The sequence below is a fragment of the Spirosoma aerolatum genome, from assembly GCF_002056795.1.
In the GTDB taxonomy this organism is placed as follows: Bacteria; Bacteroidota; Bacteroidia; order Cytophagales; family Spirosomataceae; genus Spirosoma; species Spirosoma aerolatum.
On record NZ_CP020104.1, the window covers coordinates 3,073,222 to 3,097,360 of the forward strand.

The 24,139-nt window shown below is 48.4% G+C and carries 23 protein-coding genes; 12 read left to right on the top strand and 11 right to left on the bottom strand.

Going from position 1 to position 24,139, the window contains the following annotated elements; all coding sequences use genetic code 11:
* Positions 1 to 6: 6 nt before the first annotated feature.
* The 3 genes from B5M13_RS12420 to rpe all read right to left on the bottom strand — a co-directional run bounded on the left by B5M13_RS12420 (position 7) and on the right by rpe (position 4,348).
* Complete coding sequence (locus B5M13_RS12420) at positions 7 to 2,085, bottom strand: OmpA family protein (protein ID WP_080055969.1); 2,079 nt, start codon at positions 2,083 to 2,085, stop codon at positions 7 to 9.
* Positions 2,086 to 2,218: 133 nt separating this feature from the next.
* Positions 2,219 to 3,622 (bottom strand): alpha-amylase family glycosyl hydrolase, encoded by a 1,404-nt coding sequence (locus tag B5M13_RS12425; protein WP_080055970.1) that lies wholly within the window; start codon positions 3,620 to 3,622, stop codon positions 2,219 to 2,221.
* A 54-nt stretch (positions 3,623 to 3,676) separates the two neighbouring features.
* Positions 3,677 to 4,348 (bottom strand): ribulose-phosphate 3-epimerase, encoded by a 672-nt coding sequence (gene rpe / locus B5M13_RS12430; RefSeq protein ID WP_080059902.1) that lies wholly within the window; start codon positions 4,346 to 4,348, stop codon positions 3,677 to 3,679.
* Between the two features lie 257 nt (positions 4,349 to 4,605).
* Here rpe and ligA point away from each other — a divergent pair, with 257 nt between their 5' ends.
* On the top strand, positions 4,606 to 6,765 hold the full coding sequence (ligA, locus tag B5M13_RS12435) for an NAD-dependent DNA ligase LigA (protein WP_080055971.1): 2,160 nt from the start codon (positions 4,606 to 4,608) through the stop codon (positions 6,763 to 6,765).
* A 220-nt stretch (positions 6,766 to 6,985) separates the two neighbouring features.
* Positions 6,986 to 7,885, top strand: a complete 900-nt coding sequence (dapA, locus tag B5M13_RS12440) for a 4-hydroxy-tetrahydrodipicolinate synthase (RefSeq protein WP_080055972.1) — start codon at positions 6,986 to 6,988, stop codon at positions 7,883 to 7,885.
* A 73-nt stretch (positions 7,886 to 7,958) separates the two neighbouring features.
* Here dapA and B5M13_RS12445 read toward each other — a convergent pair whose 3' ends face one another.
* The 5 genes from B5M13_RS12445 to B5M13_RS12465 form a co-directional block, all read right to left on the bottom strand.
* Positions 7,959 to 8,147, bottom strand: coding sequence for a hypothetical protein (locus B5M13_RS12445; protein WP_080059903.1), 189 nt, complete (start codon positions 8,145 to 8,147; stop codon positions 7,959 to 7,961).
* Positions 8,148 to 8,244: 97 nt separating this feature from the next.
* Positions 8,245 to 10,458, bottom strand: coding sequence for a carbohydrate binding family 9 domain-containing protein (locus tag B5M13_RS12450; RefSeq protein WP_179950489.1), 2,214 nt, complete (start codon positions 10,456 to 10,458; stop codon positions 8,245 to 8,247).
* A 175-nt stretch (positions 10,459 to 10,633) separates the two neighbouring features.
* Positions 10,634 to 10,918 (bottom strand): hypothetical protein, encoded by a 285-nt coding sequence (locus B5M13_RS12455; protein ID WP_080055973.1) that lies wholly within the window; start codon positions 10,916 to 10,918, stop codon positions 10,634 to 10,636.
* A 31-nt stretch (positions 10,919 to 10,949) separates the two neighbouring features.
* Positions 10,950 to 11,387, bottom strand: coding sequence for a hypothetical protein (locus tag B5M13_RS12460; protein WP_080055974.1), 438 nt, complete (start codon positions 11,385 to 11,387; stop codon positions 10,950 to 10,952).
* Between the two features lie 122 nt (positions 11,388 to 11,509).
* Positions 11,510 to 12,259 (bottom strand): SDR family oxidoreductase, encoded by a 750-nt coding sequence (locus B5M13_RS12465; RefSeq protein ID WP_080055975.1) that lies wholly within the window; start codon positions 12,257 to 12,259, stop codon positions 11,510 to 11,512.
* A gap of 153 nt (positions 12,260 to 12,412) precedes the next feature.
* On the opposite strand from B5M13_RS12465, the gene B5M13_RS12470 reads away from it, so the two are divergent.
* The 4 genes from B5M13_RS12470 to B5M13_RS12485 all read left to right on the top strand — a co-directional run bounded on the left by B5M13_RS12470 (position 12,413) and on the right by B5M13_RS12485 (position 16,958).
* The gene (locus tag B5M13_RS12470; protein ID WP_080055976.1) at positions 12,413 to 13,315 is read left to right on the top strand and encodes a histone deacetylase family protein; all 903 of its coding nucleotides are present in this window, start codon (positions 12,413 to 12,415) and stop codon (positions 13,313 to 13,315) included.
* Positions 13,316 to 13,428: 113 nt separating this feature from the next.
* Positions 13,429 to 14,187 (top strand): HpcH/HpaI aldolase family protein, encoded by a 759-nt coding sequence (locus tag B5M13_RS12475; protein WP_080055977.1) that lies wholly within the window; start codon positions 13,429 to 13,431, stop codon positions 14,185 to 14,187.
* Positions 14,188 to 14,258: 71 nt separating this feature from the next.
* On the top strand, positions 14,259 to 15,551 hold the full coding sequence (locus tag B5M13_RS12480; RefSeq protein WP_080055978.1) for an McrC family protein: 1,293 nt from the start codon (positions 14,259 to 14,261) through the stop codon (positions 15,549 to 15,551).
* 90 nt (positions 15,552 to 15,641) lie between these two features.
* Complete coding sequence (locus B5M13_RS12485) at positions 15,642 to 16,958, top strand: gluconate:H+ symporter (protein ID WP_080055979.1); 1,317 nt, start codon at positions 15,642 to 15,644, stop codon at positions 16,956 to 16,958.
* 81 nt (positions 16,959 to 17,039) lie between these two features.
* Here the strand turns inward: B5M13_RS12485 and B5M13_RS12490 are convergent, their stop codons facing one another.
* From B5M13_RS12490 to B5M13_RS33425, 3 genes are all read right to left on the bottom strand, one after another.
* The gene (locus tag B5M13_RS12490) at positions 17,040 to 17,504 is read right to left on the bottom strand and encodes a response regulator (RefSeq protein WP_080055980.1); all 465 of its coding nucleotides are present in this window, start codon (positions 17,502 to 17,504) and stop codon (positions 17,040 to 17,042) included.
* A gap of 236 nt (positions 17,505 to 17,740) precedes the next feature.
* Positions 17,741 to 17,935, bottom strand: a complete 195-nt coding sequence (locus B5M13_RS33420; RefSeq protein WP_155297239.1) for a hypothetical protein — start codon at positions 17,933 to 17,935, stop codon at positions 17,741 to 17,743.
* Positions 17,936 to 18,130: 195 nt separating this feature from the next.
* A complete protein-coding gene (locus B5M13_RS33425; RefSeq protein WP_155297240.1) occupies positions 18,131 to 18,292 on the bottom strand; it encodes a lmo0937 family membrane protein in 162 nt (53 codons plus the stop codon).
* A 345-nt stretch (positions 18,293 to 18,637) separates the two neighbouring features.
* On the opposite strand from B5M13_RS33425, the gene fumC reads away from it, so the two are divergent.
* From fumC to B5M13_RS12520, 6 genes are all read left to right on the top strand, one after another.
* Entirely contained in the window at positions 18,638 to 20,038 is a 1,401-nt protein-coding gene (fumC, locus tag B5M13_RS12500) for a class II fumarate hydratase (protein WP_080055981.1), read from the top strand.
* A gap of 132 nt (positions 20,039 to 20,170) precedes the next feature.
* Positions 20,171 to 20,845, top strand: coding sequence for a class I SAM-dependent methyltransferase (locus tag B5M13_RS12505; protein WP_080055982.1), 675 nt, complete (start codon positions 20,171 to 20,173; stop codon positions 20,843 to 20,845).
* Between the two features lie 288 nt (positions 20,846 to 21,133).
* Positions 21,134 to 21,313: a hypothetical protein gene (locus tag B5M13_RS34115; RefSeq protein WP_245859970.1), complete on the top strand. Its 180-nt coding sequence runs from the start codon at positions 21,134 to 21,136 to the stop codon at positions 21,311 to 21,313.
* Between the two features lie 29 nt (positions 21,314 to 21,342).
* On the top strand, positions 21,343 to 21,564 hold the full coding sequence (locus tag B5M13_RS34120; protein WP_245859973.1) for a MarR family winged helix-turn-helix transcriptional regulator: 222 nt from the start codon (positions 21,343 to 21,345) through the stop codon (positions 21,562 to 21,564).
* A 1-nt stretch (position 21,565) separates the two neighbouring features.
* Entirely contained in the window at positions 21,566 to 22,894 is a 1,329-nt protein-coding gene (locus tag B5M13_RS12515; protein ID WP_080055983.1) for a TolC family protein, read from the top strand.
* A gap of 101 nt (positions 22,895 to 22,995) precedes the next feature.
* On the top strand, positions 22,996 to 24,105 hold the full coding sequence (locus B5M13_RS12520) for an HlyD family secretion protein (protein ID WP_080055984.1): 1,110 nt from the start codon (positions 22,996 to 22,998) through the stop codon (positions 24,103 to 24,105).
* Positions 24,106 to 24,139: the final 34 nt, after the last annotated feature.

A 24,139-nucleotide genomic window follows, 5' to 3' on the forward strand; every position in this document is an offset into this window, starting at 1 on the left:
GGGTTCTCACAGTTTAAGAATGGTGAATTCTACCCGCCGGTTTTGTTTACGTTTCTCTTCGGTTTCGTTGCTGGCGATGGGTTTGCTGGGGCCCCAGGCTTTGGTTTGAATGCGTTTTTCCGCAATTCCCTTGCTTGTTAGATACTCTTTAACGACCCGAACCCGGTCTTCGGAAAGCTTCATATTAGGCTCCCAATCACCCTGATTATCCGTATGTCCTTCAATAAGAAGCTCCATGGCCGGGTATTTTTCCATCATGGCCACTACCTGGTCCAGTTCGGCATCAGCACCCGGCATAAGGACAAACTGACTTTGCTGAAAAAGCACATCCCGCATCACGATTTTCTGGCCGGCCTCAATCTTGACAAGATAAAGATTACGTCGAATGTCGCGGAAGCGTTTGTCTTTACTCAGGTCAAGCATTTCACTGGCTGTAAAGTAGCCATCTTTTTTCGCTTTCAGGTTGTATACTTTCTGCGTGGGCAGAATCATTTTATACTCACCCGTTTCAGGATTATAATCGACTTTGGCTACCTCTTTATTTTCGCCAAGAAGACCAGATGCTACTTCAGACGCGACGGGCTTTTTACTCTGTGCATCCAGTACCTGACCCGATACTATAGCGACTGGATCGGGTTTAATAGCCGGGTATAATTTGAGCCGAAAGATATCATCTTCGCCCAACGAACCTGCCCGGGAACTTAGGTAGGCGTAATCGCCCGAAGCGGGAATGGTAAAGTAACCGTCCCATTCGGCCGTGTTGATAGCTGGACCAAGATTTTCGGGCTCACTCCAGTTCCCCCATGAATCATCGAGTCGGCGACTTACAAAAATATCGCCATTGCCATAGCCTGGATGTCCGGCAGAGGTAAAATATAGTGTACGGCCATCGGCTGCCAGAAACGGTGAACTTTCAAAGTCGGCCGTGTTAATGACATTTCCTAGCGATACGGGTTCCGACCAGGTGTTATCCGCTTTGTTCAGGGATACATATAAGTCTCGGTTTCCACGGGTGTCTTTACGCTGCACGGCCAGAATTATGGCGCGGCCATCGGGAGAAACACAAAATTCAAGTTGGTTTTTCTCGTGTAAGTTATAGTTGTTGGCAATTTTACACTCGATCGGCTGCGACCAGCCAGCTTTTGTACGGATGGACTTGGAAATCCCAAAAGACATGCCGCCATCGGGGCGATATACGTTAATCAGATAGGCCGTACGACCATCGGGGCCTAATCCGCTAATGGCGTTATCGCCCGCATTGTTGATTGGTGGGCCGATGTTGACAGCCTCACTCCAACCAGGCGGGTTACCACTAGATGCCGATTCGAGCGTTGAATACCATACATCCTGTCGATCGGAAGCACCCGTATTGGCTTTATTAAAGTTTCGGGTAAAATACAATGTTCGCCCATCGGGAGCAATTACTGGTGCAACTTCCTGACCAGTTGAGTTAACCGTTTTACCCAGATTTTCTTTCTGGATTTCCTTCGGTGTGTCTTTCGAAATATTGATCCCAATGGTAACGGGTTTGGCGTCTTCTGAAATGCCAATGGCGTCAATCTGGTTAGGGCCTTTTAACGCGGCTCCATTGATCACTACTTTAATCTGGCTACACAGATATGCTGAATCTTTCGGAAAAATATGCAGTAGTGGATCTGGGCGGGCCTGAACGTTCGTTGCCTGATATACGGTGTGTTGAGTCCCTTTTTCATCGACGACGAGTACTTTCACGACCGCCCCTGGATTGACATTTTCGGCTACAATAATCTGTCGGGCCGCCATAGGCTTTTCAAAACCTACCTGAATCCACTCGTCGGCAGTGCCATCGGCATAATAGGGTGACCATGCACAGGGACTTTCTCCCATTTCGGGCACTTTACTGGGTTTCCCTAATGCCTGAGAAGCCTTATATTGTTCACCTGTCGGCTCCCCTTTTTTTTCTGAGGATACCCCAACTACCCGACTGGCCCATTGGACAGGAATTGGTTGGGTACTGGCTCGCGGTTGAGAAACGGTCGCCTGCCCGTGGCCTATTGTGATAGCCGCAACAACCCATATACCCGACAAGATGCTCCAACCTTGCATAACTAACTACGTGAACGAAGAGTATAAACAGCCCAAATTAATAATTTACGGCATATCATGCACGAATTATGGATGAGCGGTCTGAAGTCTACACAATGCAACCAGGCTTTAGAAAGCTACCTGGTAAATCTATCTAATTGGTCAGTACCCGATATTCCCAGGGCTTGAGCGTCACCAGAATCTCTGGCTTTAGCTCAACAGGCTGATGGCTGAATACTTCAGTATACATTCCTGTGTACCCGTCTCCCATAAGACGAGCCGTTTGAGGTTGGTCACTTAAGTTCACTACTACCACAATTCGGTCATTGTCGCGCTGCCGATGGAACGCATACACCTTATCGTCATGATCCGTTTCAATTTTGACAACTTTGCCACCCGCTAGTCCATTCCACAAAGCCCGGTTTCGATGCTTAAGCGTAAGCAGGGTTTTGAAAAAGTCACTCTTTTCGTAATTGCCCCAGGGAATGGTATCTTTTTCGGTAAAAGCCAGCCGCTTGTTCAGATTCGACTCCATACCATTGTATACCAGGGGCATACCTTCGAGCGTACTGCTCAGGACAATAAGCGCATCGGCACCAGGGCCAAACGACTCAGTTAAGGTACCATTTTTGGCATTCTCATCATGGTTTTGGGTGAAAATCATCTGGTAGTACCAGGCTGGAAACTTCTTCTGATTGGCATCGCGAACCGAATCAATTTTAGTCGCCCGACTTTCACCTTTGGCTATCGACCGCATGATGTTGTGCAGGCTCCAGCTATAGTTCATATTAAAGCCGCTTTTAAACTGATTGGGGTCATCTTCCCATTCCGAAAGCATAAAAACGGTTTTGATTTTGTCAAGTTTCGGACGGAGTTCAGCCCAGAAATCGTTCGGTACCAAACCCGCTACATTGCAGCGATACCCATCAATATCCGCTTCTTTCACCCAGTATTGCATGGCTTCCATCATGGCCTGCCGCATATCTGGGTTATCGTAGTTCAGACCTACTATGTCCGTCAGGCTACTGGGTTTACCCGTAACCGGGTCAATAGGAGCCGTCATTTTGCCCTTGGCAGTCATGTACCAATCGGGGTGCTGACTGACCCATACATGGTCTCGACCTGTATGGCTGGCTACCCAGTCCAGAATTACACGCAGGCCAAAGGCGTGCGCCCGGTTCACCAGCGATTTAAGATCGGCCACAGTTCCATAAGCCGGGTTGACGGTTTTGTAATCGGCAATTACATAGGGACTGCCCAGCGTTCCCTGCTTGCCTTCCTGACTGATCGGGAAAATCGGCATAAGCCAGATAATATCGACCCCCATTTCTTTCAACCGAGGCAATTGGGCTTCTATAGCTTTGAAGTTCCCCTGAGCCGAAAATTGGCGCGTGTTGACTTCGTAGATCGTTGCGTTTTTAGCCCACTCTGGCGAAGGAGGAGCACCGATGGATGTTGTATCGGAAGGCGTATTTTCGGTTTGGTTCTGGTTCGATTTGCGACAGGCCGTTGTTAAAATCAGCGAGCTGAGCAGAGTGGCCAGGTATATTTTCTTCATGGACGGATGCCTACAGAGTCAATTAAGTTAAGCGTTACGGTTTTGGGTTGTGGATTAGGCCATCATCGGTAAACTACTGGCTTTTAGCTGACGGATCGCTTCAACAGGGTCTGCTGATCGGAATACGGAATTGCCGGCTACCAGTATATCGGCACCAGCCTTCACCAGCGCCTGAGCGTTCTGTTCGCCTACTCCACCATCGATTTCAATTAGGGCTGTTGAGCCAGAGGCCGTCAATAATTGGTTTAACTTTGCTACTTTCTGAAGAGTATGGGGAATAAAGGTCTGGCCGCCAAAACCGGGATTGACCGACATGATGAGTACCACGTCGATCTGTTCCAGTACATCCTCCAGCCCGCTAACAGGTGTGTGAGGGTTTAAGGCAACTCCAGCCCGACACCCAAGCTCCCGAATGCGAGTCAGGGTACGGTGGAGGTGCGTACAGGCTTCGTAATGAACATGGATAACAGATGCTCCCCCTTCGGCAAAGGCTTCGAGGTAGCGTTCGGGCTGGGTAATCATTAGGTGAACATCCAGGGGTTTCTGGCAGTAGGTGCGGGCAACCTCCAGCAGTGGAAAACCAAATGAAATATTGGGCACAAACAAACCATCCATGACATCGAAATGTAGGTAATCGGCTTCGCTGCGGTTCACCAGCTCCAGTTCTTTTTGCAGGTTTGCAAAGTCAGCAGCCAGTAGCGAAGGGGCAATCGAAGGCGAATTCATGGTTGTTTGTGCGTTCAGAACAATCAATTCGTTGAAAAAGAAATGATTAAGCAAAGGCCTGTACCAATACTCAATTTTTTTATCCTGTAAAACTAAGTTTTTTTGCTTGAACGAGGAAACAAACCCAATATTGCCAGCCAGTCGTCAGTCGTTAGTTTTCGGTCAATAGTAGTTGGTACAAAAGGAATACCTAGGCAACAGATACTTTGACTTAACGCTTATGGATTGACGGCTAATGACTAACGACTTTATTTTTTATGAATCCCCAGGAACGAATTGCTGAATTGACCGATCGGTTAAACTACTATAATCACCAATATTATCAGAATAGCATTTCGGAGATCGATGATTTTACGTTCGATCAGCTATTGGCCGAACTAACTGAACTGGAAAAACAGTATCCGGAGTTCCGTCAATCTGATTCCCCAACCGTTCGGGTAGGTGGTACGATCAGTAAAGAATTTGCGACGGTCTATCACCGATTCCCCATGTTGTCGCTGGGTAATACCTATTCGGAAGACGACTTGATCGAATTTGATAAACGTGTTCAGAAAGGACTGAACGGACAGACGTATGAGTATATCTGCGAACTGAAATTTGATGGAGTAGCGTTGAGCCTGACCTACGAGAATGGCGTATTAGTACAGGGAGCTACGCGGGGCGATGGGGTCCGGGGCGACGACATTACCAATAACATTCGTACGATTCGGACGGTGCCGTTACGAGTTGGCGGAACGGCAGGGGGCAGTGGACAACGGGCAAAGAAAGAGGATGAACGTGAAGGGCAGTTGACCCTCGCATTCGATAGCAGGGATGCCGCTAAGCCCCAGAATCTTACCCCCCCATCGCTTTTCGAAGTGCGGGGAGAAGGCTTTCTGCCGCTGGCTGAATTTGATCGCATCAATAGGGAACGCGAAGATATTGGCGAACCCCTGCTGGCCAATCCGCGCAATGCGGCTTCGGGAACCTTCAAACAGCAGGATTCAAGCGCTGTCGCCCGACGGCGTCTCGACTGCTATATCTATTCTTTCCTGTCGGAGCCAGATGTATTTCAAACCCATGAAGAAAGCCTGATTGCCCTGAAGCAGTGGGGATTTAATGTGTCGCAAACCTGGCGGAAGTGTACCGATATCCGGGCGGTGATGGCGTACATCAACGAGTGGGATGAGAAACGATTTACGCTACCGCTCGGTACCGATGGTATAGTTATTAAAATCAATCGTTATGATCAGCAGCGCGAACTGGGATATACAGCCAAGAGTCCGCGCTGGGCCATTGCCTTTAAATACAAAGCGCTGGCTGCCAGTACGGTCCTGAAAGGTATTCGGTATCAGGTGGGCCGGACGGGAGCTGTTACACCTGTCGCCTTGCTCGCACCTGTATTGCTGGCGGGAACAACGGTAAAACGGGCGTCATTGCACAATGCCAACGAAATTGAGCGGCTGGGCGTTATGCTGAACGATACCGTGTTTGTCGAAAAGGGAGGAGAAATTATTCCGAAAATAACAGGTGTCGATCTGAGCCGACGTACTGACCAGAGTGTACCGATTATTTATCCGACTACCTGCCCAGCCTGTGGTACGCCGTTGATTCGGAAAGAAGGCGAAGCAAACCATTACTGCCCAAACGAACGTGGCTGCCCTCCCCAACGCCAGACTCGATTCGAGCATTTTATCCAGCGCCGGGCTATGAATATCGAAAGCCTGGGGGAAGGGAAAATCGAACTGCTCATTGAGCGGGGCTTGGTGGAAACCCCCGCTGATTTGTATGATCTGACAGCCGACCAATTGTTAGGTCTTCAGAAGACTTTTGTCGACCGTGATGGTGGGCTGGAGGAAACGGGTAAGCAACGCGTCGTGAGTTTCCGGGAAAAAACCGTTGAGAATATCCTGACCGCCATCGAGCGTTCAAAAGCACAGCCATTTGCCAATGTGTTGTTTGCCCTGGGTATTCGTTATGTGGGGATTACTACGGCTGAAAAGCTGGTCGATTACTTTGGGTCGATGGATGCTATAATGAACGCTTCGCTGGAAACGTTACTGGCTGTGCCGGATACTGGACCACGTATTGCAGAGAGCATAGTGGCCTGGTTTGCCGATGAAGAAAACCGCACGTTTGTTGAACGGTTGCGGGCGGCTGGATTACAGTTTGTAGGTGAGAAAAAGGTAGTAGAACCGGAGGGCGATACGCTGGCGGGCAAAACGTTCCTGTATACAGGCACATTTGCCAACTTTAGTCGCGAAGAACTCGAAGCCCGTATTGCCGCTAATGGAGGTAAACTGTTGAGTGGCGTTTCGAAAAAGCTTAACTACCTGATTGTCGGCGAAAATGCTGGGCCTTCCAAAGTCGAAAAGGCACAGAAACTAAACGTTCCTATGATAAGCGAAGACGAGTTTCTGGCCATGCTGGATGTGTAGAGTCTATTGAATGGTTGGGTTAGATAATTTGTGAAATTGCTTTAGTGAGGAAACCTATCAGTGAACCTGTTTTTGACTTTTTGAAAAGAAGAACTTGCGATTACCTCTTACCTGTAAATGACAAAAAAGCTACAGAAATAAAAGGTTAAACAGATTTAATATGAACTATTTCGCAAGCAAATTCCCGTAACTTTGTCTTTCTAAAATACTGTTTCCGCTAATGGATACTAAATTCCATGGGGTCGGTGTTGCTATCGTGACACCTTTCAATGCCGACCATTCTATTGATTTCGACGGTTTTGGCCGCGTTATCCGACACATCTCCGATGGAGGAGTGCGTTATGTTGTCCTTCAGGGCACCACGGGTGAATCGCCTACGGTGACGAAGAAAGAAAAAGCCCAGTTGCTGCAATACCTGAAGGAAAACAACCCAAAGAAGCTTCCGATCGTGTATGGGGTTGGCGGCAACGTGACCGCCGATGTCGTAGCGGGAATGAAAGATATTGACTTCGAGGGTGTCGATGCTATCCTGTCGGTTTGCCCATACTATAATAAACCTGGTAAACGCGGAGTAATCGAACATTTTACCCGTATTGCCGATGCGTGCCCTGTACCCGTTATTCTGTATAATATTCCCTTCCGAACGGGCATCAATATGTCGGCTGAGACGATTGTTGAACTGGCACAGCATCCAAACATTATTGGTGTGAAAGAAGCGTCCTGCGTGATTGAGCAGTGCATGGAAATTGTTCGGGACAAGCCCAATGATTTTCTATTGATTTCGGGCGACGATGTCCAGGGCGTACCCATTATCAGCATTGGCGGAGTAGGGGTTATGTCGGTGATTGCCAACGCATTCCCGGCTCGTTTCTCTGCTATGATCGACGCGGCTCTACAGGGTGATTTTGCTTTTGCGCAAAAAGAACTGGGCCATTTCCTGCGTATCGATCCATTGCTGTATGAAGAAGGAAATCCGGTGGGGGTGAAAAATCTTATGGAAATTCTGGGGCTGATTTCGGCCGAGGTTCGTCTGCCTCTGATGAAAGCTTCCGATGACCTGAGCGAACGCCAGCGTGCTGTTCTTCAGCGTGATGGGCTGCTGGAATTAGTGACCCAGTAACAGGTTGATAACAATCAAAAAAGCTCGCCTGAATCCTTCGGGCGAGCTTTTTTGATTGTTAATGAATTAACGGTTATCGACTTCCGCCACCAAATAACTTCGATACTAACCAGATAACCACACCGATACCGGCAATAACAAGAATAGCTCCAGTCCAGGCGCCCGCTTTAAAAATTTCGCCAATCGCTTCGCAACTGGTCAGAAAGAAGGTAAGAAACAAGGCCACCAGGGCTACGGGCAAAATGCGCAACAGGGTTTTCATAACGTTTACAAATTTTAGTGTAGCTGTTTTAAGCTTCGCTTTTTGAACGATTGCCTGATTAACTAACACAAATTCAGTTTGTTTAAAACCCAGCCTGTTACAGATTCCACCAGTACGTCCACTTCAGGACCAGCGCCCGGTTTTTAACCGAAAAGAAACCCGGTACATCCTGCCCAATCTGCGCTGAATTGGGTAAATAATTATCTGTATAGACCAGGAAAAAGTCCGATGCAGGCTTGTACCGCCATTGAATCCGGGCGTTCACATTCATGTTTTTCTGCTGCTCATTATATTGGACAAACGTAGTTAGATACAGCGTATTGGTAAGGGTAAGGTCAAAACGAGGGCTGACCAGCCAGAACGTTGTCCGGGCCCAGGGTTGTGGTAACCGGATATCGTTATAACTTAAGCTAGCCGCCAGACTTACGTAGGGCTGTATGCGATACCCCAGATCGGCTGTCAGATTCAGGCGGGTACCGTTGGCATAATAACCACCGTAGCGACTCGAAAATCCATATGTGAATACACTTTGGGGTTTCGAATCAAAATCGGTGCCCCAGGCTGTCCAGTAGTGTTCGGTGCCAGTCGCCAGCGTTTCCCGGCCCGTGTTGGTCGGGTCGAAAGGTTGCAGGAGCCGTACATAATCCGTAGCTACCCAAGCCGTAAAAACACTTCGGCTACGGAAGGTGATGGCGTAGCTTAACACACTTTCGTTGTCGCTTTGCTTCCAGGCAGGATCGAAAAAATAAGTAGAGGTAAGGAGCGGTCCGTGATTCAGAACGCTACTGCCCGTTGGCAGAAAGGTGTAGCCAAGCGTGGCCATTCCTCGCTGATAACCAATGCGTGGAACATACCCCGCTTCGGCCGTATAATTTTTGCCGACCGACTCCACCTGACCGCCAATGAGCCATCGACGGCTGGTGTATTGCAAATTCCCGGCATAAACAGCATCGTTGCCCGAGTGATCCGGACTGAACGATTTAACGTATAAGGCTTTTCCCGTCCAGAGGTTATTAGCCGATGCCAGATTGTATTCGAGACCGAAGTTACGGTTGTAGCGTGAATACAAAGGTTTATTGGCTTCGGGCTGATAGGAAAGTGATTCTTTATTGACAAACATCAGCCCAATATTCGACCGGGCAAAGATTCGACGTTGCAGGGCTACGACGGCGAAATTTTGCGCTGGTAAGCCCGTGTCATCGACCTTGCCCGTTTGCATGTCCATGACACCCATGCGCCAGTCTTTGTTGAGCTTGCCACTAAGCCGGGCACCAAACCGAATCGGTACTCCTCCCAGCCCAATCCGGCGGCTGAAAAAAGGTCGGATGGTAGCATAGCCGAAGTTGGTAAACTGATCGCCATTTTCCAGAAAGAACTGCCGTTTTTCGGGGAAGAATAGCTCATACCGATCAAGGTTAGTTACTTGCTGATCAACATCCACTTGCGAGAAATCGGGATTGACGGTCAGGTCCAGATTGAGCGAAGAGGTAACGGCCACTTTGGCATCCAGTCCGGCATCGAATCGGCTGCTGGTCGGGGTGTTGTTCTGGTAATCTCGTGTGATGCCCGTAAGCGCATACGGAATAATGGAAATATTAGGGCCGGGTTGTGGAGGAGGCTGGTCCCAGATCAGCACCCCGGTCAGCGCCAGCGAAGCCGTTGGGAATTGCCGTTGGATGGGTGTCCAGGATGATTTTTCGGTGGTTTTTAGATCCTGCCGACTGAAGTTGATTCCCCAGCGGGTGATTCCTTTTTTGTATCGGATGGTTTTGAAGGGAATCGCCAGCTCGAGTACGTAACGATCAGCGTAGTTTTTAACGACGGAGTGCCATTTGTTATCCCAGCTTAAATTGGCTTTGCCTCCTTCGTATAACAAACCATCCCATTGGGCTCCGGCGGCATTGGTGCCAAACGTAAATCCATTGGTCTGATCGTCGAAGGTGTCCATGAAAAAAATGAAGTTGTCATTTTTAACAAAAGCCCAGTCGCGACGGAGCGATTCAACCATATACGGGCCTTCTACGTATCCATGATAACAAATGGCGCTCAGATAGATATTATGATCATCGTAGGTCATTCGAACATCCGTCCGAACGCGGGCACGACTGGTATCCATCGGGAGGACCATCCAGAAATTAGTGGCGACTTCGGCCGCTTGCCAGGCGGCTTCTTCAACTAGACCATCGACGGTAATGGGTGACGAAGCTCGATTGATATGAAGCTGATAGCTTTCGTTTTTCTTCTGAGCCAGCAGGATCGTTTGACAGAATAAACAGCAGGAAACGGCAAGAATAATGGAGAATTTCACCAAATGAACGCTTTATAGGCTTTGAACATAAAAGCAAAGATAAGCCCCATTTATACCGTTCGATGCTGGAGGATTGCAGCGAGGATAATTAGCGTTGACACGCAGATACAATGCCTATAAAGAAGGCGCAGTGATTATGTATCCATTGCGCCTTCATAAGTTGGTTTGGATCACTCGTCTACGAAGGAAGTTCGTCGGTCAGGCTGGGGTCTGGTTCGGTACCATCGTTATTACCCAGCGAATCGTCGTTGCCAAACGAATCTTCATCCACTTCCATGTTGGGGCTTCCCGAGGGCTTCCCTTTTCCGTCGGGACCACTATCGACTTTACCAATTAAATCCGTCGGATTGTAGTCTTCGTTGAGCATAATGCTTTCATCGGGCGTTTGGGCAGGGCCTTCTGTCTCCGGGCTAAAGGTTTGAGACTGTTTCTTTAGCATGGCATCCTGATTGACGTTTTCCATGAGTGCGGTTGGTTTTAAGGTTCAATTTAGGCTACCCTTTTGTAAATAATTCCCATAGTTGTTGGTAGAGTTTACCCGCGTACTTTTTTACGTCCCGGTGCGATGCATGGATCGTGAAGGGCGAAAACGAGTTAACAGCTGTTTCCAGCGGTTCGATCCGAATAGTACGACCCGTAGTCCAGACGCCGGCTAACCGACGAACCGACCCCGTTAGTCGTACACCTGCATCCAGCAAATCAACCTGGCAGGTTTCAGGGTATTCTGTTGCCGATACCTGCTGCGAAAAGCGTTCTAACTGACTGGCATCGAACCACGACAACGTCGGAATATGGACATCCGTGAAGCGATCACTACGGCACAAAAAACGTAGGGACAGCAACGAAGGACCGGAGGAGCGTTGAGCGGAAACCTGTACGTCGAGAACTTCCAGTGGTGAGCGCTCCGAAGAAGTAGCGAATTCTATGTTCATGGTTGATGAAGATTACCAGATGGCCGAACGATGCCCATTAATCGGGCATCGTTCGGCTGTTTTTATTAACATTCTATTAACTCCGCAAAGGTGATGATGTTTTCGATTTGTATACAGCGTAGTTATACGTAAATCATCTTACGGGTCATACCACCGTCAACCACAAAGTTTTGGCCTGTAATAAAACTATTTTCCGGGGCAATCAAAAAGAGAATCATACGGGCAATATCGTCGGCCTGACCCACCCGGCCGGCCGGGTGCTGGCTGTGATCTTCCGGGCGAAGCTCATCTGACTTGGCCTTCGCTTTTTTCTTTAAAGCCGATACATCGACCCAGCCAGGACTAATGGCATTGACGCGTATGTCGGGTCCGAGGCTAACGGCCAGCGAATGGGTAAGCGCCAGAATCCCCCCCTTACTGGCGGAATAGGCAAATGTGTCGGGTTCCGACTGGAAAGCGCGGGTCGACGCCATATTGATGATACTCCCTTTTTGTTGGGCCAGATAGGGTGAAAGATGTTTGGCACATAAGAAAGCTCCGGTCAGATTTGTCCCGATCACCCGATTCCATTCGTCGAGGGTAAATTTGTCGAGGGGTTTTTCAATCATAATGGCCGCATTGTTGATGAGGGCGTCGATCTGGCCAAAATGATTTATGGTTTGTTCGGCAGCTTTTCGGACGTTGGTTTCACTCGAAACGTCGCAGGAAATGAATAAGATCTGTGCCGATGAGGCTTTAAAGGCTTCGCGCAGTTCCGCCAGCGCGTCGGTGTCGGCTTCCCAGATGGCTACCCGATAACCATGAGTGAGTAAATATTGGGTTGTAACGCGGCCAATTCCCTGGCCTCCTCCTGTGATGATAGCTGTTCTCATACAAGCCGGTTAATGTAGTTGGATGAACCTTTCCAACGAACAAACACATGAAATTGGTAACCGAACCTGGCCGGGAACGGTTAACTTAGGGCGTATCCTTATCGAACGGGACAGGTCGCCGGATGGATGCCAACCCCGAATTTACCTGATTTCATGCTGCATATTGCCTTTTCGCCGGTCTATCGGCTGCGGTTGCCCGAGGGGCACCGTTTCCCCATGCTGAAGTACGAATTGATTCATGAGCAACTGCTTTACGAAGGTACCTGCACCGAGGCTAATTTCATGGCTCCAGCTCCTGTTGATGACCATTGGGTACTGGGTGTTCATACCCCTGAATACGTACAAGCGTTGAAAACATTAACCGTTTCGCCCACCATGATGCGCCGGATTGGTTTTCCGTTAACGCGTGAACTGATTGAACGTGAGTGGGTCATTACGCAGGGAACCATCGACTGCACACAGTATGCAAAAACCGATGGTGTTGCCCTCAACATTGCAGGTGGTACCCACCATGCCTATCCCGATCGGGGCGAGGGGTTTTGTTTGCTAAATGATGTTGGTGTAGCAGCTCACTATCTGCTCGAAACGAACCAGTCGCGAAAAATCGTAGTGATCGATCTGGATGTGCATCAGGGCAATGGTACCGCCGTTATGTTTCAGCACGAGCCGCGTGTGTTCACATTTAGCATGCATGGGAAAGACAACTATCCGCTCAAAAAAGAGCAATCAGATCTGGATATTGACCTGCCGACAGGTACTGCCGATGAGCTTTATCTGAACACATTGTATGATACCTTACCAGCTCTGATCCGTCGTGAACAGCCTGACTTTCTGTTTTACGTGTCGGGTGTCGATATTCTGGCATCGGATCGGTTAGGAAAGCTGGGGGTGAGCCGGGATGGGTGTCGGGAGCGCGATCAGTTTGTTTTTGAACAGGCTATCGGGGCCAATTTACCCATTGTCGTTTCGATGGGAGGGGGCTATTCTCCCCGCATCGCCGATATTGTCGAAGCGCACTGCAATACGTTTCGGCTGGCAGCGAGTTTGTTTTTCTGATTCAGTCGTATCTTGCATACGTAAAGAGTGAAAGAGCGAAAGAGTGAATGAGCGATGAACTTGGCTACCGTAACTTTCGCTCATTCACTCTTTCGCTCTTTCACTCTTTACGTATGAAGCAAAATATTGTCAAAACCCGCCTTAAAAATAACCAGCCTGTATTGGGTGTTCTTGCCAATAGTACTGATCCAACCATCGCTGAACTCTGTGGCTTTTCGGGGCTCGATTTTTATATGATCGATGGCGAGCACAGCCCCGTTACCACGGCCCATGTGCAGGATATTGTACGGGCCTGTGAAGTGAGTGGCATTACGCCATTGGCCCGTGTTCGGAGCAACGATGCCAAATTGATTCTGCAATTTCTGGATGCGGGAGTTATGGGTATCATGATGCCGGGCGTTCGGACGGTGGTTGAGGCCGAAGCGTTCGTAAAAGCGGTAAAGTATCCGCCTGTAGGAACTAGGGGATTCGGTATTGTACGGGCCAATGAATACCTGATGGGTACGTTGAATCAGGGTGAGTACGTCGAGTTTGCCAACGAACAACTGCTGGTATTACCTCAGATTGAAGACAAAGAAGCCATCGATAACCTTGATGAATTGTTGCAGGTCGAAGGTATTGACGGGTTTGTGATCGGGCCACGCGATCTGGCCATGAGCATGGGGTATCATGATGGACCCGGTCATGATGAAGTCAAACGAACCATTGCCGGTGTCGTTGATCGTATCCGAAAAGCAGGCCTAATTGTCGGAACCACAGCCGCTACCGGCGACCAGGCCAAAGCGTTGATTGATCGGGGCGTTTTATTCTGCCTGAATACAATGTCTGGTCTGCTGAAATCAGCAATTAGTGATTTTATGAAGGGAAGGTAACGCGGGTGGAAACCCGCGATGTTGATAATGGGTTTCCACCCGCGTTACACGTCAAGCACGCTACGTTCAGTATGCCAACAACAATTTCAGTCCTTGAAAACAGCCTGATCGGTTCGTTGGAGCAGTGGCCAGAGCCTCCCAAAAACGGCCTGCTAGTGCCTGACGACGTGTTTCAGGTACTGCGTCGATTTGTGTTTGAGCAGGAAGATGCAGAGGGGTTGCTGGCGTTCTCCATTCAAAAAGGTCGTGAACTGATTCAGGTTCGTCAATATGTCGGTTTATTGCCTATAACACTCCAGACCCAACTCGAAATTCTGCCAAAAATTGGCCCGATTGACCAGGCCAGGGCGCGACTGCTTACTATGTTGCGGCAGCTTCGGCACAGCCCTTTTCGTACCTTACCCGATGCGCAGACACAGGCGATTTCATTGCCTTTATGGGAGGTATTTATGGCAACGTTTCTTGATACTGTCGAGCCGTTGGTTCGGCAGGGAATTCAGCATGCTTACGTTTTAGAGGAAAGCAACGAACGCTACTGGAAAGGAAAGTTTCAGGCAACGCGGCAGCAACGGGAAAATGCCTGGCATGCCGAGCGATTGGCCGTCATACACGATAAGCTAACCGCTGATGTAGCCGCGAACCGAATACTGAAAACTCTACTAACTTACCTGTCTGGCGAAACAAAAAATCCGGGTATACTGCGTCGAATCGGGCAGTTGCTGTGGGCAATGGACGAAGTGCCAATTTCGGAAGCATTAGCCGATGATTTCCGGCTTATTCGTCGGTCGGGACGCCGCTTGTTTCGGCGATACGAAACGGCGTTACGCTGGGCCGAAGCATTAGCCTACGGGCGAGGCTATGGCGTAAAAACAGGGGCCACGCCCAATCTGGCGCTACTATTTCCGATGGAGCGGGTTTTTGAAGATTATGTAACGCATGGTGTCCGAACCTACTGGCCTGAGAGCGACGAAGTGCGTATCCAGGAGTCCTCGGCCCATCTGGTCGATGAGCACATTGGTATGCCAAAATTCAAACTCCGCCCCGATGTCATTATCCGGCATAATACGCATACGCTGGTTCTGGATATGAAATGGAAATTGATCAACGCGACTGAACCGACCAGATCACAACGCATGGACAATTACGGTATTGAGCAGGCCGATTTGTATCAACTGTACGCCTATGGCAAAAAATACAATGCCGACAATCTGTTTTTGATCTATCCAGCCAGTGAAACGTTTCAGCAGCCATTACCCGTTTTCGATTATGACGCTACAACCCGATTGCACGTCTGGCCGTTCGACCTGACTAATTCGCTGGCTAATGAAGTAGAAAAATTGGCTACTTACGCTTTTTCTCATTAAATACAGCGCTCTTCACAAAAAGGCTTCATGTCGTTTGGGCGTTTGTTGTAACCCACTTCGTAACGAAGCAAAACCCACCTGCCATCCTCTATGCCCCTCATTCTTACACTAATCGGCATTCTGACCCTCGTTTTTTTAGTTGCATTTGTTCGGCTGGATACGTTCATTTCATTTGTGCTTGTAGCGCTGGGTATTGGCTTGGCATCGGGCATGGAGGTTGTTGCCGTCGGAAAATCCATTCAAACCGGAATTGGAGGGACTCTGGGTGAACTGGTATTAATTATTGGCTTTGGCGCTATGCTGGGTCGGCTAGTGGCCGAAAGTGGGGCTGCCCGCCGAATAACCGATGTACTGATCGGTTGGTTTGGGGTCAAAAATATTCGGTGGGGACTAGCACTGGCAGGTTTTGTTATCGGTATTCCGCTGTTTTACAATGCAGGCTTTATCATCGTTGTTCCCCTGATTTTCACCATCGCAGCTTCTTCCCGACTTCCATTGATGTCGGTCGCGGTACCGATGTTATCTGCTCTTTCCGTCGCGCACGGGTACTTGCCTCCGCACCCATCTCCCTCGGCAGTAGCGGGGCAGCTCAATGCCAATATCGGGCAAACGCTGTTGTATGGTATCATTGTGGCGATTCCTGCCATCATTATTGCTGGGCCTGTTTTCGGAAAAACACTGACACATATCAAGGCAACGCCCAACCGTGAATTATTCAATCGGAAAGAAGTCCCAACACAGAACCTGCCCGGAACGTTTATCAGCTTTTTGGTTGCGCTGCTACCCGTGATCCTGTTAACGACGTTCGGACCATTAAAAAATGCAATGGCCGGTGAGTCGACACTAAAAACCATCGTGACGCTCCTGGCCGAACCTTACATCGGGATGTTACTTTCGGTACTAACAGCTATTTATGCGCTGGGGATTCGCCAGGGGCAAAGCATGAAAGTGATTACCAAAGATCTGGAGGAAGCCGTTAAGGCGGTGGCTCCCATTCTGCTGGTAATTGCGGGTGCGGGCGCACTGAAGCAGGTTTTCAGCGATAGTGGTACCAGCAAATACATCGGTAGCCTCTTGGCCGATGCCGCTATTCCTCCCCTGTTACTAGCCTGGGGAATCGCTGCGTTTATTCGGGTATGCGTTGGGTCGGCCACCGTGGCAGGCCTGACAACTGTGGGGATTATATTGCCCTTACTGCAATCACAACCCATTAAACCCGAATTGATGGTATTGGCCATTGGTTCGGGAAGCCTGATGTTTTCGCATATCAACGACGGAGGGTTCTGGCTCTTTAAAGAATATTTTAACCTGAGTATCGGACAAACCATCCGAACCTGGTCATTGATGGAAACCATCGTGTCAATTGTTGGCCTACTAGGTGTTTTGGCCTTGAATCTGGTGGTTTAATCAAAGAATTCGCAAAGGAGATTTTAACCAGCATAGCCGTTTCGGTTGAAACGGCTATGCTGGTTTTGGGTAAGTAGCAGGTTAGGAAAACTTGGGTAAGGTAACGGCGTCCCACCAGTAATGTCGGAATGAAGCCATACAGGATAACCAGTTTTCGTACCCTCTTGGCTTAACAATATATGAGTTACTCCGAAGTGAATATGATTCACTAATATCGTCAGCGTCCTGCGACTGACTAAGCATGATAACTGGAATTTCCCGGTATAAATAGTGCGATTTAATCAGTTGCAGCAGATTAAAACCGTGTTCGCGACGAGGCAGGTATAAGTCAAGAAGGATCAGTTTCGGCAACTGGTTGATATCCTGTAAGGAAGCTTCCAGAAACAGTATGGCTTGAGTGGCTTCCTGTAGCCAAATGGCTTCTACTTCTGGGAAACGCTGCTGGAGGGCCCATCGAATAATGAACCATTCATCAGCATTATCTTCGATAACTAGCACAGTTACTTTTCGTTCTTGGCGAGGGTTAGGTAAAATAGATTGTTTCATGATATCAAGATAGATATAACACGGATACTAAAAATAAAATACAAATTAATAATTGTACATGTTTATGTGTAAAAAATGGCCTGGGTGGATTAAGATTCTATCGCCCGGGAATTATGAAGACTGCCTTTGTGTCGTTGTATTCTGAAGTGGGCATAAAAAAACCTTTCTACCAATAGCCGCTATAGCTAGGCAGAAAGGTTTTCAATGAGTAGCCGGTCTATAAGACGGCTTGTATGTTACTTGATCGAATCTTTCTTGGTAGTATCGGTTGACATCGTCGATGACGAATCGGTAGACATGCTCGTCGAGTCAGAGGTCATAGACGTCGAGTCAGAAACCGTTGTCGTTGATTCAGTGGTTTCGGTTTTTGTGCTGGAACAAGCTGTTGCCAATGCCAGCATAGAGAGCAGAAAGAATGCAGATTTAGCCATGTTTGCTATAAGTTGAAGATAGTGATTTCCCTTTTATTCCTTAAAATCAAAAAAGTAACCCATGTTCTTTCATATTTTTAAAAGTAGACACAATGAGTTAACAAAAAAGCCCTTGCTATAAGCAAAGGCTTTTTTGTTAACTCATTGTGTCTACTAGAAGATGGTTAGATTCAAACTCTAGGATCGATAGGTTGTTCAGACACTTCGGCCTTGAATGAGCCGTAGAAGAACCATGATGACTGCGATCACCAGTAGTACGTGAATGATGCCACCCAAACCAAAACTGTTAAAACCTAAAAAGCCTAATAGCCAGACAATGATCAGAATGACGGCTATGGTGTACAGAAGATTGCCCATAATTGTAGTTTCTTAACGTTGAAATTAGGTGAATTGTAAGTAGAACTACGGTTCCCTCAATTTGTTAGAGAAGTTGATTTATTCCGTAAAAAAATAATCCTGTAGCAAGGTTCAGAGATGGGGTTAAATCCGACGTTTAAAACCAATTGTCGGATGAAATATCTCGATAAAGATTCCAATTCATGTCAACCCTGTTCTCCTGCAACCTAACTTTGCAGCCGTATTAAAGAGCGAAAGAGTGAATGACCGGGCCGCCGGGTCGGTGAAAGAGCGAGAACGCTATGGTAACCGATTCACTCTTTCACCGACCCGGCGGCCCGGTCATTCACTCTTTCACCTATTTTCATGGAATACCGCATCGAAAAAGACACGATGGGCCAGGTACAGGTACCGGCCAATGTCTATTGGGGCGCCCAGACCCAGCGCTCGATTGAAAATTTCAAAATTGCTCAGGACATTAATAAAATGCCCAAAGAGATTATCCGGGCATTTGCGTATCTCAAAAAAGCGGCTGCCCTGACTAACCTCGACGCCGGTGTACTACCCCAGGAGAAAAGCGACCTGATCGGACAGGTTTGCGACGAAATTCTGGATGGTAAGCTGGACGATCAGTTTCCGCTGGTGGTCTGGCAAACGGGTTCGGGTACGCAGTCGAACATGAACGTCAATGAGGTGGTTGCCTATCGTGCCCACGTACTGCATGGTGGTCAGCTTACCGATGAGAAGAAGTTTTTGCATCCAAACGATGATGTCAATAAATCGCAGTCGTCGAACGATACTTTCCCGACGGCCATGCACATTGCCGCCTATAAAATCCTGCTCGACGTAACCATTCCCGGTATTACCAAGCTGCGTAATACACTGGCCGAAAAGTCGAAGCAGTTTATGCATATCGTCAAAATTGGCCGTACGCACTTCATGGATGCCACGCCATTGACGGTAGGGCAGGAGTTTTCGGGCTATGTTTCGCAACTGGATCACGGACTTCGGGCCATCAATAACTCGCTGGCTCACCTGAGCGAATTGGCTTTGGGTGGAACCGCCGTCGGTACAGGAATCAACACCCCACCCAACTATTCAGAAAATGTAGCCAAACACATTGCCACCCTGACGGGGCTGCCATTTGTGACGGCTGAAAATAAATTTGAAGCCCTGGCTGCTCACGATGCCATTGTAGAAGCACATGGTGCCTTAAAAACGGTTGCGGCCAGCCTGATGAAAATTGGTAACGACATCCGCATGCTGTCGTCGGGACCTCGGGCGGGTATCGGCGAGTTACACATTCCCGATAACGAGCCAGGTTCGTCCATCATGCCAGGTAAAGTGAACCCCACCCAGTGCGAAGCCATGACAATGGTGGCCGCCCAGGTCATGGGTAACGACGTTGCTATCAACTTTGGTGGGGCTATGGGGCACTTCGAACTGAACGTGTTCAAGCCGGTGATGATCTACAACTTCCTGCACTCGGCCCGGCTCATCGGGGATGTGTGTGTATCGTTCAACGACAAATGTGCCGAAGGGATCGAACCGATTGAAGCAAACATCAAAAAGCACGTTGATTCATCGCTGATGCTGGTTACGGCGCTGAATACCAAAATTGGTTACTACAAAGCCGCTGAAATTGCCCAAACGGCCCACAAGACGGGGTCGACGCTGAAAGAAACCGCTCTGAAACTCGGTTATCTGACCGAAGACGAGTTCAACGAGTGGGTAAAGCCCGAAGATATGGTTGGCGAGATAAAATAAGCGTCCAATAGCTCAACTAGAAAGGCCTCAGTGATGGGGCCTTTTTTATTCATAATTGCAAAAATATGTTTTGTATATATTTTTAGGGTGTATGTTTGCTTATTAATGGTATGCCGACGTTGGCCGGTACACATGAAAAAACTAATACTTTGCCTTTTCTGCTGGTTAACAGGGTATGCAGCAACTGCCCAACGTGTAGACTGGGCGATTGGAATCAATAAATGGTATACCAGAAAAGAGGGAATAGACTGGTTATTGGCCCATTATCGGCCTATTTATGATTTCCGCCCTAACGAGAAAGTAGCTAGTATCGGCGCGGGGCAGGGTATACGAGAGGTTGTTTTTTCGTTAATGGCAGATAGCCTGACCATTTACTTACAAGATCTTGACCCCTATTGGCTTGAACCCGATCGGTTGACCACAGTAATTCAAGCTATCTATAAAAGCGCAGCGCGTGATGCCTGCTCTGCAACTTTCGTACCAGTGCGGGGAAAAGAAAAAGAAACAAAACTCCCCAAGCAGTACTTCGATAAAATTATTGTAGAAAATAGCCTGCATGAATTTACCTATCAGGCAGAGATGGTCCAGCAAATTCGGGAGAATCTGAAACCGGATGGTCAGTTGTTTGTCTGGGAAGCCATTGCTACAAAACCGAACCGAAAGCATACGGATTGTGGAAAGCCAATGTTTACAGATGATACGCTGATTAAACTACTGACGGATAATGGATTCCGGTTTGTCAGCAAAACAGTGGTCGACCCTAGACGCGGAAAAGATGCTGTATTCATATTTTTCCCTGCTGATTAATCGCTGCTTTTAACGAATGTATTGTAAGAAATGGGCCCAGTGTAGGTCAGTGAGTAATTAAAATTCAATTAAAACTATCTAATTGATCTATAGGAAAATTTATAGTTTGTAGGTGTATTGTTTAAAAATCCCCTTTTGGACTATTCTAATACAATGACTCATTTGGATTAAATAAAGCCTTTCTAATGGTTTATTATTTTTAGATAACAGTTTGTTGGATTATTGACGTTTAAACGAAATTTGTTTAAACGAATATTGGTTATACATTTGTCACGCTTTTACAAAACGATGGAAAATCAGTTCCGAAACGAATACCACCGGCTCATCATCAACCTGCACAAAACGGATGGGTACATCTTCAATCATTTTCAACAGAAAATGGCCCCGTTCGATTTATCGGTGCAGCAGTATAAGGCCCTTCGCCTGCTTTCGGATGTCTTCCCAAACAGCCTGTCGGCGGGGAGTTGAAGGAGAAAATGACTGATATGAACTCCGATATGACCCGACTGATTGATCGTCTGGTGGCTAAAAACCTGGTCGTTCGGGAAGTTGATCCAACAAACCGTCGGCGGGTGAATCTCCGGTTAACCACTGAGTCGGATCAGTTTGTCAGGAAGGTAGCTGTCGAGTTCAGCGATTTTGAATCCATTGTCAACCACCTGACAGTCGAAGAGGCAAATGTTATGAATAAACTTCTGGAAAAAATTAGAAATCGATAATATGAAAAAGTACATTATAGGTGTTGGAGTTCTGCTGGCAAGCATTGGCTGGTCAGTTGCGCAGACAGCACCGACCATCATGCCACTGAATCAGGCTGTTCAACTAGCCCTCCAGAATAACAAAGGCATAAAACTGGCTGATTCGCGTACACAAGCGGCAGAAGCACGGTTGCAGGAGGCAAAAGATCGTAGTCTGCCAACAGCCAATGCATCTCTCGCCTATTCGCGCTACAGCCTGACCGGGCCGTTTTCGTTCGGGCAGGGCGACGATGGCAAAGCGCTGTTTGGTATTCCGGCTGGCGCTTTTAATGCGACAATGGGTGGGGCCACGATCAGTAAAGAAGTATTTGGTGGATTTGCCGAAAAATCGGCAGAAAAATCGGCCGAGTTATTAGCGAAAGCCAGCCACCTGGATGCGCAGCGTAATCGGGCCGAACTGGTGTATACAGTAACGGATGCCTACTATAATATTGTCAAACTGGCCCGTTCAGTTGGTGTTATTGAGCAGAATATCCGGCAGTTTGAAGAGAAAGAGCGCGATGCGCAGAACCTACAGAAAGAAGGCGTTGTAACGGCGAATGAAGTGCTAAAGATTCAGCTTCAGAAAAATAACCTGAATCTGAGTCGTTTGCAGGTTGAGAAAGCCCGCCAGACTGCCCTGTATAATTTCAATCTGTTAGTCGGTTTACCCGAAAATCAGCAGATTGCTGTGGATACGGTACTGGCCAATCCAGCCGCCGTGACCGAATCGCTTGGTTCGTTTCTGGACCGGGCTGTGCAAACGCGCCCCGAAGTACAGGCCAATGCCCTGCGTGTGCAGTCAAGCCAGGAAATGCTTCGGAACACAAAAAGCAGTATGTATCCGCATCTGGGAGTATCGTTGGGATACAACTACATCAATCCGACTGCTCGTCTATTCCCCGAAGCCAGTTCATTTATCAGTGCCTGGAATGTTGGGGCTGGCATTTCGTACAACATCGGTTCGATCTACAACATGAAAGGAAAGCTGCACAGTGCCCAAACGGCTATCGATCAGGCCAATTTGCAAGGCCAGCAACAAACCGATCAGATTCGCTCTGAAGTAGTTACGGCGTATAACAATTACCAACTGGCACTCGAACAGCAAAATGTGATTCGTACCGCTGTGGGACAGGCGCAGGAAAACTACCGCCTGACCGAATCACGCTTCCGTAACGGGCTAGTTGGCTCTACTGATCTCCTGGAAGCCAATAGTTTTCTGTTGCAAGCTCAACTCAACGTCATTAATGCAACCGTCGATGCACAACTGGCCTATCAACGTCTGTTGAAAGCGACGGGCTCAAATCTTTAACAATCATTCAATGGTCCTTTAGTTGTCTAGTACAATTAATGCCTACTAAGGACCACCGAATGACAACTAAATCACTCAAAACGGACTAGTTAAATTAAATCATGGATAAGAAAACGTTATTCCGAGTAGGTGGGGTCATCGTTCTGGCTATTGCCCTCTTTTTTGGGTACAGCGAGTTTCGCTACCTGCAACGCCACGAAACCACCGACGATGCACAGATTGATGGGGACGTAAACCCAGTCATTCCGAAAGCGAGCGGGTATGTGAAAGAAATTCGCTTTAAGGATAACCAGCCTGTAAAAGAAGGCGATACATTGTTTGTGCTGGACGATGCCGATTACCGTATCCGGCTGGAGCAGGCCGAAGCCGCTCTGCAAAGCGCCCTGGCGGCTGCTGGTGTGTCGCGTTCGCAGGTTGCTGTCGCATCGGCAACCATCCAAAGTTCCGAAGCTACTGTACAAACAGCCCGCAATCAGGTGGCAACGGCACAGGCTAACGTAACCGCAGCACAGGCACGAGCCCGTAAAGCCAATCAGGATTTTGAACGGTATAGTCGACTGTTGGCCGAAAAAACCGTCCCTCAACAACAATTTGATGCTGTTCAGGCCGAACGCGATGCGGCACAGGCGCAATTGCAGGCTGCTCAGGCTCAGCTACAAACAGCTCAGTCGCAGGTAGCGGCTGCTGGTACACAAACAGGTGTGACCAGTTCGCAACGACGGGCGACGGAAGGACAGATTACGGTGGCTCAGGCAGCTATCAAGCAACGTCAGGCTGATTTGGAAATGGCGAAACTACAACTGTCCTATACCGTGATTAAAGCCCCGGTTTCGGGTGTGGTATCGAAGCGGTCGGTGCAGATCGGCCAGCTGGTGCAGGCCGGGCAAGCCGTTTGTTCGGTAGTGGGTAACTCAAATCTGTGGGTAACGGCCAACTTCAAAGAAACGCAGTTGAAGCAAATGCAGCCCGGCCAGACAGTCGATATTGATGTCGATGCCTTCGGGGGTGAAAAGCTGGTAGGCCATGTCGGTTCGTTTGCCGGAGCTACGGGCGCCAAATTCTCGCTGCTTCCTCCCGACAATGCGACGGGCAACTATGTGAAAGTGGTACAGCGGATTCCGGTTCGGATCGAGCTGGATAAGAACAGCCCTTTGTACGCTAAAATCCGTCCGGGTATGAGCGTTACCGTAGCGGTCGATTTGCAGAAATAAGTGATTCATAATGGACAATGGATAATGTAAAATG

Excerpts from the sequence above, each read along its gene's own strand:
- B5M13_RS12420 (WP_080055969.1), bottom strand. The coding sequence starts at position 2,085 with ATGCAAGGTTGGAGCATCTTGTCGGGTATATGGGTTGTTGCGGCTATC.
- B5M13_RS12425 (WP_080055970.1), bottom strand. The coding sequence starts at position 3,622 with ATGAAGAAAATATACCTGGCCACTCTGCTCAGCTCGCTGATTTTAACA.
- rpe (WP_080059902.1), bottom strand. The coding sequence starts at position 4,348 with ATGAATTCGCCTTCGATTGCCCCTTCGCTACTGGCTGCTGACTTTGCA.
- ligA (WP_080055971.1), top strand. The coding sequence starts at position 4,606 with ATGAATCCCCAGGAACGAATTGCTGAATTGACCGATCGGTTAAACTAC.
- dapA (WP_080055972.1), top strand. The coding sequence starts at position 6,986 with ATGGATACTAAATTCCATGGGGTCGGTGTTGCTATCGTGACACCTTTC.
- B5M13_RS12445 (WP_080059903.1), bottom strand. The coding sequence starts at position 8,147 with ATGAAAACCCTGTTGCGCATTTTGCCCGTAGCCCTGGTGGCCTTGTTT.
- B5M13_RS12455 (WP_080055973.1), bottom strand. The coding sequence starts at position 10,918 with ATGGAAAACGTCAATCAGGATGCCATGCTAAAGAAACAGTCTCAAACC.
- B5M13_RS12460 (WP_080055974.1), bottom strand. The coding sequence starts at position 11,387 with ATGAACATAGAATTCGCTACTTCTTCGGAGCGCTCACCACTGGAAGTT.
- B5M13_RS12465 (WP_080055975.1), bottom strand. The coding sequence starts at position 12,259 with ATGAGAACAGCTATCATCACAGGAGGAGGCCAGGGAATTGGCCGCGTT.
- B5M13_RS12470 (WP_080055976.1), top strand. The coding sequence starts at position 12,413 with ATGCTGCATATTGCCTTTTCGCCGGTCTATCGGCTGCGGTTGCCCGAG.
- B5M13_RS12475 (WP_080055977.1), top strand. The coding sequence starts at position 13,429 with ATGAAGCAAAATATTGTCAAAACCCGCCTTAAAAATAACCAGCCTGTA.
- B5M13_RS12480 (WP_080055978.1), top strand. The coding sequence starts at position 14,259 with ATGCCAACAACAATTTCAGTCCTTGAAAACAGCCTGATCGGTTCGTTG.
- B5M13_RS12485 (WP_080055979.1), top strand. The coding sequence starts at position 15,642 with ATGCCCCTCATTCTTACACTAATCGGCATTCTGACCCTCGTTTTTTTA.
- B5M13_RS12490 (WP_080055980.1), bottom strand. The coding sequence starts at position 17,504 with ATGAAACAATCTATTTTACCTAACCCTCGCCAAGAACGAAAAGTAACT.
- B5M13_RS33420 (WP_155297239.1), bottom strand. The coding sequence starts at position 17,935 with ATGGCTAAATCTGCATTCTTTCTGCTCTCTATGCTGGCATTGGCAACA.
- B5M13_RS33425 (WP_155297240.1), bottom strand. The coding sequence starts at position 18,292 with ATGGGCAATCTTCTGTACACCATAGCCGTCATTCTGATCATTGTCTGG.
- fumC (WP_080055981.1), top strand. The coding sequence starts at position 18,638 with ATGGAATACCGCATCGAAAAAGACACGATGGGCCAGGTACAGGTACCG.
- B5M13_RS12505 (WP_080055982.1), top strand. The coding sequence starts at position 20,171 with ATGAAAAAACTAATACTTTGCCTTTTCTGCTGGTTAACAGGGTATGCA.
- B5M13_RS34115 (WP_245859970.1), top strand. The coding sequence starts at position 21,134 with ATGGAAAATCAGTTCCGAAACGAATACCACCGGCTCATCATCAACCTG.
- B5M13_RS34120 (WP_245859973.1), top strand. The coding sequence starts at position 21,343 with ATGACCCGACTGATTGATCGTCTGGTGGCTAAAAACCTGGTCGTTCGG.
- B5M13_RS12515 (WP_080055983.1), top strand. The coding sequence starts at position 21,566 with ATGAAAAAGTACATTATAGGTGTTGGAGTTCTGCTGGCAAGCATTGGC.
- B5M13_RS12520 (WP_080055984.1), top strand. The coding sequence starts at position 22,996 with ATGGATAAGAAAACGTTATTCCGAGTAGGTGGGGTCATCGTTCTGGCT.